Here is a 5,721-nt window from a genome sequence, read left to right as displayed (position 1 = left end):
GGGCCCCCCCCCCCCAACCAGACCCCCCCGCCCCGGCCCGGGTTCCCCACCGCGGGGAACCCGGCCCGGGCCTTTCTCGTGCCCGGTGCGTTTCCTGCCAAGCCCCGCCGCGTTACGCAGGTGATGACAGTTGCATCCGGGCCCGCCGCCGGTGGACCGCCGCTCCGCCACGGCGGTGTGACGGGGCTGCCGGCCTCCGCGGTGGAGTTGGCGATCGAGGTCGGCCGGATCGCCTCGATGTCGGGCCGGATCGAGGAGCGGGCCGAGGCGCTGCTGGAGCCGTTACGCCGGCTCATCCACTTCGAGGCGGCGGCGGTGATGCTGTTCGATCCCGTACGGGGCACCTATGGCCCGGTCGTCATCTCCGGCTACGACGAGGCGAGCGCCGCCTATCTGCGTACGCCGGAGATGTACGACGAGATGCGGCTACTCGAACTGAACCGGCCCCAGCCTCCGATGCGCCTGTGCGACGTGCCGTTTCCTCCGCAGGAGCTGCGGGTCTGGGCGGACTACCTCGCTCCGGCCGGGTTCCGGGAGGGGATCTCGGTGGGCCTGGTCGACTCGGACGGTACCCACCTGGGGCTGCTGCTCACGCACACCGACACGGCGACTCCGCCCAGCGACGGCGTACGGGAACTCCTCGGCGCGTTGGCACCGGTCATCGCGCAGGCGGTCGACCCGAGGCGGACCTTCGTCGAGCTCAGCCGCATCGTGGCGGGAGCGCTGGCCGGGGTCGTGCTCACCCGGGCCGGTGACCCGCTCCCGCTACCCGGCCTGCCGCTCCATCCGCTGCTCGCGGTCGACTCCCCGGTGCTCGCCGTCGCAGGCCAGGCGGTACGGGAGGGCCACCGCTTCCGCTCGTTCCTCTGCCCGGACCGGACGTCATCGGGAAGCGGGTATCTCCGGGTGACGGTGCTGGCGAGCGCCAGCCCGGCCCGGCTTCCGATGGTGGCGGCCGTCATCCTCTCGCCCCCGGGTGACCTGTGGGGGGTGACGCCGCGGGAGTTGGAGATCCTTGGGCTGCTCGTCGAGGGCTGGCCGAACCAGCGGATGGCGGCGGAGCTGTTCATCGCCGAACGCACCGTCGCCGCGCACGTCGAGCACATCCTGGCGAAGCTCAGGACGCCGAGCCGGACCCTGGCCGCCGTACGGGCCCTGCGACTGGGCCTGTACGTGCCCCGTCCACTGGTGCGGATCTCCCGAAAGGTACCCCGAGCCCGCACGTGAACGGCAGCGCCGGCACCGGCGGGTGCGCGGGCCCGGGCCGGCGTTAACCGGTGGGCCCGTGGCTGGAAGGGGCGGTATTTTCCCGCTGTGATCGTCAAGGTTCCCGCCGAGCGCGACTGGATCGTCTCGCCGCACCCCGTCGACAGCACCGAGGCCGCCGCGCTGCTGCGGGACTACTACGTCGAGGTGAGCGACCGCTACTACCTGCTCCACCAGGGCCGCCGCTCGACCGTTGAGGAGATCGAGACCGGGCTCGCCGAGTCGACCAGCGACGATCTCGCCGCGCCGACCGGTCTGTTCCTGCTCGGCCGCTACGGCGACGAGCCGGCCGGCTGTGCGGGCCTGCGGGTACGCGAGGCCCGTACCGTCGAGCTGACCCGGGTGTTCGTGCGCCCGGCGTACCGCGGCACCGGCGGGGGAGCGCGGCTGCTCGACGCGGCGGAGCGGTCGGCGCGGGGCCTCGGGGCGGAGCGGATCGTCCTCGACACCCGGCTCGACCTGGTCGAGGCCCGCGCCCTCTACACCCGGCACGGGTACGCGGAGATCTCCGCGTACCACGACGACCGGTACGCGGAGATCTTCTACGGCAAGGACCTCGTCGCCGCCTAACGGTCGTGTCCGGCCCGCAGCCACCGTACGTAGTCGGTGACCGCGGCATCGAGGTCGTAGCGGGGGGCGAAGCCGGTGTCGGTGCGCAGCCGTTCGATGTCGAGGTGCGCGTCCCGGGCTGGCGCGTGCGGCCCGCGCCCCTCGGCAAGGACGGGCGCCGCCCCCGGTACGGCCCGCACGACCGCCTCGGCCACCTCGCGGTTGGTGGTGATCCGGCCGCTACCGACGTTGTACGTCCGGTGGCGCAGCCCCGGCGTGGTCTGCAACAGCGCGATGGCCCGGCCGCAGTCCGGGGCGTAGCACATGTCGACCCCGTCCTCCGCGTACGGCCCTGCCGCGCCCGTGGCCTGGCCCGGAGTCCCGCCGCTCGTCCCGCCGCTCGTCCCGCCGCTCGTCCCGGCCACGGCCGCGTGGACCAGCTGCGGCGCGCCGAAGAAGGGCGAGGACGGCCGGCCGAGCGGCCCCCAGATCGCGCCGATCCGGACGCTGACGATCTCGATTCCGGTACCGCCCGCCACCGCGTCGGCGATGATCTCGGTACTCTTCTTCTGGGCGGGGATCAGGTGTGGGCTCGGCACCGGCAGCGGCTCATCCTCCCGGTAGACGTCCGCGTGGATGCCGGCGTAGACACCGATGGTGCTGGCCACCACGACCCGCCGGACTCCCCAGTGCTGCGCGGCGCGGAGCACGTTGAGCAGGGCGCTCGTGCTGGACCAGAGCCCGTCGAGCGGCTGCGAGCCCAGGCTGGTCGAGGCCAGGTGCACGATGCCGCTGATCTCGTACCGCTCGCCGACGGCCAGCACACTCGCGAGGTCGGTACAGTCCAGCGCCGCGACGGCCGCCGTCGCCGCGGCCGTGGCCGTCGCGCCCGGCGGTGCGACCGGCGTGCCCGGTCCGCCGTGGGCCGGCGCGGCGAGCAGGTCGGGCAGGGGGCCGACGCGGCGCTGGCCGAGCACGCACGGCTGCCCGAGGTCGAGCAGGCCACGCGCGGTGTGCGCGCCGATGAAACCGAGTCCGCCGGTCACCAGGATCATTCGGGTCCTCCAGGAAAGATCACACGAGCCAGGTCGATAGCTGGCTAACGACACGGTACGCCGGCAGGTCGTTAGCGTGCAAACGAAATCTGCCCACCGGTTCGGCGTTCCTAGAATGTGTCGATGACCGAACTGCTCAGGCTGTTCACCCGCGCGCACAAGCTGCTGCGGGCCGCCTCGGACGAGGCGATGAGTGCGCACGGCGTACGGATCGGGCAGAACCTCGTACTGGAGGTTCTCTGGCAGACGGACGGGTTGACGCCGGGCGAGCTGGCGGGCCGGCTCCAGGTCAGTACCCCGACCGTGGTCAACACCGCCACCCGGATGGAGGCGGCCGGGCTGCTCGTCCGGCGCCGCGATCCCGCCGACGGACGCCTGGTCCGGCTGCACCTCACCGACAAGGCGCGCGAGGCCCAGGGGCCGGTCGAGGCGGCGCGGCGGCGGCTCGCCGAGCACGCCACGGCGACGCTGACCGAGGACGAGCGGCGGCACCTGCGGAGCGCGCTCGAAAAGATCATTGAGCGGATGGGTTCGTGGCCCGCCCAGGGAGCGGATCGCGGCACGGACTGATCCCGCCCGGTTCGTTCGTTCCGGCCGGGCTCGTTCGTTCCGGCCGGGCTCCTTCGCTCCGGTCGGGCTCGTTCGTCCAGTCGGGATCGTTCCTTGCGGCCCGACGCCGGCGGGGGACGACCGCGTGTTCAGGCGGGAGTGCCGTACCGTCGGGTCACCCGGTCGATGCGGCGGTCGGGGACGATCCACATGATCGCGACGGCGACGAAACACGCCAGCGCGATGAAGACCCCGACGTGTCCCTTCCGGTCCACCGTCAGCGCGCTGATGATCCCGGAGAGGTAGAAGACCGGCGAGATCTTGCCCTTGAGGTCGGCGCCGATCGCCTGCCGCAGCGGTGACTCCGGGCCCTGCTGTTGGATGATCACCGTCTGGAGCACGAAGTAGGCGACCGCCGCCGCGAGCAGGTTCAGGCCGTAGATGACGACCGGGGTCCGGGCGAGCCTCGAATCGTCCACCCACGCCGTGCTGAACGGGAACAGCGACAGGCTGAAGAGCAGCGCCAGGTTCGCCCAGAGCACGCCGCCACTGACCCGGTCCACGAGGTGGAACATGTGGTGGTGGTTGTTCCAGTAGATGCCGACGTACAGGAAGGTCAGCAGGTACGTCAGCAGCCCGACGCCGGCCGTGTGGACGAGGTCGGAGAGGTTGTGGCCCTCCGGCACCCTCAGCTCCAGCACCATGATCGTGATGATGATGGCCAGCACCCCGTCGCTGAACGCCTCCAGCCGACTGGTCCTCACCTCGGTACCGCCCTTTCTCGCCGCTGACTGTGAACTGCCGATCCGGCGGGCCCGCACGTCGCACCCGTGCGGGCCCGCGGCGGGTCAGCGCGCGATCCACTCCCGGTACGAGGTCTTGGCGATCATGGCGCCTTCCTTGGGAGCGATGAGGGCGTCGCCCGAGGCGGCGGCGAACATCCCGGCGGTGTCGTCGGTGACGACGGTGCGCCGGTCGCCACGCGCGGCGAGGGTGATCCGACCCAACTCGTCGAGCGGGAAGACGTCCGGGCCGGCGATGTTACGGGTGCCCCGCAGCGGCGCGCCGACGCTGACCTCGGCCACGGCCTGGGCGACGTCGGCCGCGGCGATGGGCTGGACGAGCGTGGCGGGCAGGCGGACGCTGTTCTCGTCGGCGGTCCAGGAGAGCACCGCGTCGACGAACTCGAAGAACTGCGTGGAACGGACGATCGAGTACGGCACCGGGCCGGCCTTGAGGATCTCCTCCTGGAGCACCTTGGCGCGGTAGTAGACCAGGCCCGGTACCTGGTCGGCGCCCACGATCGACAGGATGACGGCGTGCCCGACGCCGGCGGACCCGGCGGCCGCGAGCAGGTTGTCCATGGTGGTCTGGAAGTACGCGGGCGAGGCGTCGTCGAAGGTCGGCGAGTTGGTCAGGTTGACCACCACGTCGGCGCCGGCCAGCGCCTCGGCGAGGCCCTGCCCGCTGAGCAGGTCCACTCCCGTGGAGGGCGAGTGCGGCACCGCCTCGTGCCCGCCCGCGTTCAGGATCTTGACCACCTGCGACCCGATGAGGCCGGTACCACCGATGACAGCGATCTTCACTTTCCTGGCCTTCCTTGTGGATGAGTTGTCCTCTCGCCCGTAGAGACCGGACAGCCGCCCGGGTTGTGACCACCCGTCCCGCGTGATCCAGCGAACAGGGCCGGGCGGCCCGGGTCACCGGGTCGGGTTGTCACAGCGCACGGTGCTGCCCGGTCTCAGCTTCCACCGGGACCGCGACGGAAATCCGGCGTACCGGAGGTTGGCCACGACGATCGTGGCGAACGGTGCCACCACCTCCGGCACGCGGCGGCCCCCCACCCGTTCCAGAAGTCACCGACGCGACGGAGCCCCATGAGCACCCCAACCGGCGACAGCGCCTTCCTGCACGAACTCGAACTCGCCGTCAGAGCGGAGCGGCCCCGCGTGACTGGTACGCCGGCGATGTTATCCGTCCCCTATGACGTCGCCGGCGTACCAGTCACGGGTGCTCCCGTTGCCGGCTGTGCCGTGCTTTCGGGTGCCTGGGCGTGGTGCATGCGTCGTTACCTGGACGTCGGGTGCGTTGTCGGTGTCGGGTAGCGCTTCTGGTGTTCAGGTGACGGGTGGCGGTGGGGCGCGGTCCGGGGTTGTGGGGTGGCGTCGTCTGCGTTGGTTGGGTGGTTTGTGTGGGTTGGGTGTGGGCGGCGGCACGGTTTCGGCGGAATGCTGGCTGGCCGGGGGTGGTTATATCCGCGTACGACCGCAGCGGCAGTGAGCCGCCGCCGGGTTGATCTGGC

General features: G+C 71.6%; 6 protein-coding genes. 3 read left to right on the top strand and 3 right to left on the bottom strand.

The window, feature by feature from the left end; genetic code table 11:
• The first annotated feature begins 177 nt into the window (after positions 1 to 177).
• Both AB0J86_RS38665 and AB0J86_RS38660 read left to right on the top strand, forming a co-directional pair.
• Entirely contained in the window at positions 178 to 1,227 is a 1,050-nt protein-coding gene (locus tag AB0J86_RS38665; RefSeq protein ID WP_363863841.1) for a LuxR C-terminal-related transcriptional regulator, read from the top strand.
• An 87-nt stretch (positions 1,228 to 1,314) separates the two neighbouring features.
• Positions 1,315 to 1,836, top strand: a complete 522-nt coding sequence (locus AB0J86_RS38660) for a GNAT family N-acetyltransferase (RefSeq protein WP_363863838.1) — start codon at positions 1,315 to 1,317, stop codon at positions 1,834 to 1,836.
• Here AB0J86_RS38660 and AB0J86_RS38655 read toward each other — a convergent pair.
• Complete coding sequence (locus AB0J86_RS38655; RefSeq protein ID WP_363863835.1) at positions 1,833 to 2,870, bottom strand: NAD(P)-dependent oxidoreductase; 1,038 nt, start codon at positions 2,868 to 2,870, stop codon at positions 1,833 to 1,835. The genes AB0J86_RS38660 and AB0J86_RS38655 overlap by 4 nt on opposite strands.
• A gap of 123 nt (positions 2,871 to 2,993) precedes the next feature.
• Here AB0J86_RS38655 and AB0J86_RS38650 point away from each other — a divergent pair, with 123 nt between their 5' ends.
• Positions 2,994 to 3,440: a MarR family transcriptional regulator gene (locus tag AB0J86_RS38650; RefSeq protein ID WP_363863832.1), complete on the top strand. Its 447-nt coding sequence runs from the start codon at positions 2,994 to 2,996 to the stop codon at positions 3,438 to 3,440.
• A 128-nt stretch (positions 3,441 to 3,568) separates the two neighbouring features.
• On the opposite strand, the gene AB0J86_RS38645 is transcribed toward AB0J86_RS38650, so the two are convergent.
• Positions 3,569 to 4,183, bottom strand: a complete 615-nt coding sequence (locus AB0J86_RS38645) for a TMEM175 family protein (protein ID WP_363863829.1) — start codon at positions 4,181 to 4,183, stop codon at positions 3,569 to 3,571.
• A gap of 84 nt (positions 4,184 to 4,267) precedes the next feature.
• Entirely contained in the window at positions 4,268 to 5,005 is a 738-nt protein-coding gene (locus AB0J86_RS38640) for an NAD(P)H-binding protein (protein WP_363863826.1), read from the bottom strand.
• Positions 5,006 to 5,721 lie beyond the last annotated feature (716 nt).

This window comes from Micromonospora sp. NPDC049559 (genome assembly GCF_040676675.1).
Lineage (GTDB): Bacteria > Actinomycetota > Actinomycetes > Mycobacteriales > Micromonosporaceae > JBFAPK01.
This window is presented reverse-complemented; position numbering and strand designations above follow the sequence as displayed.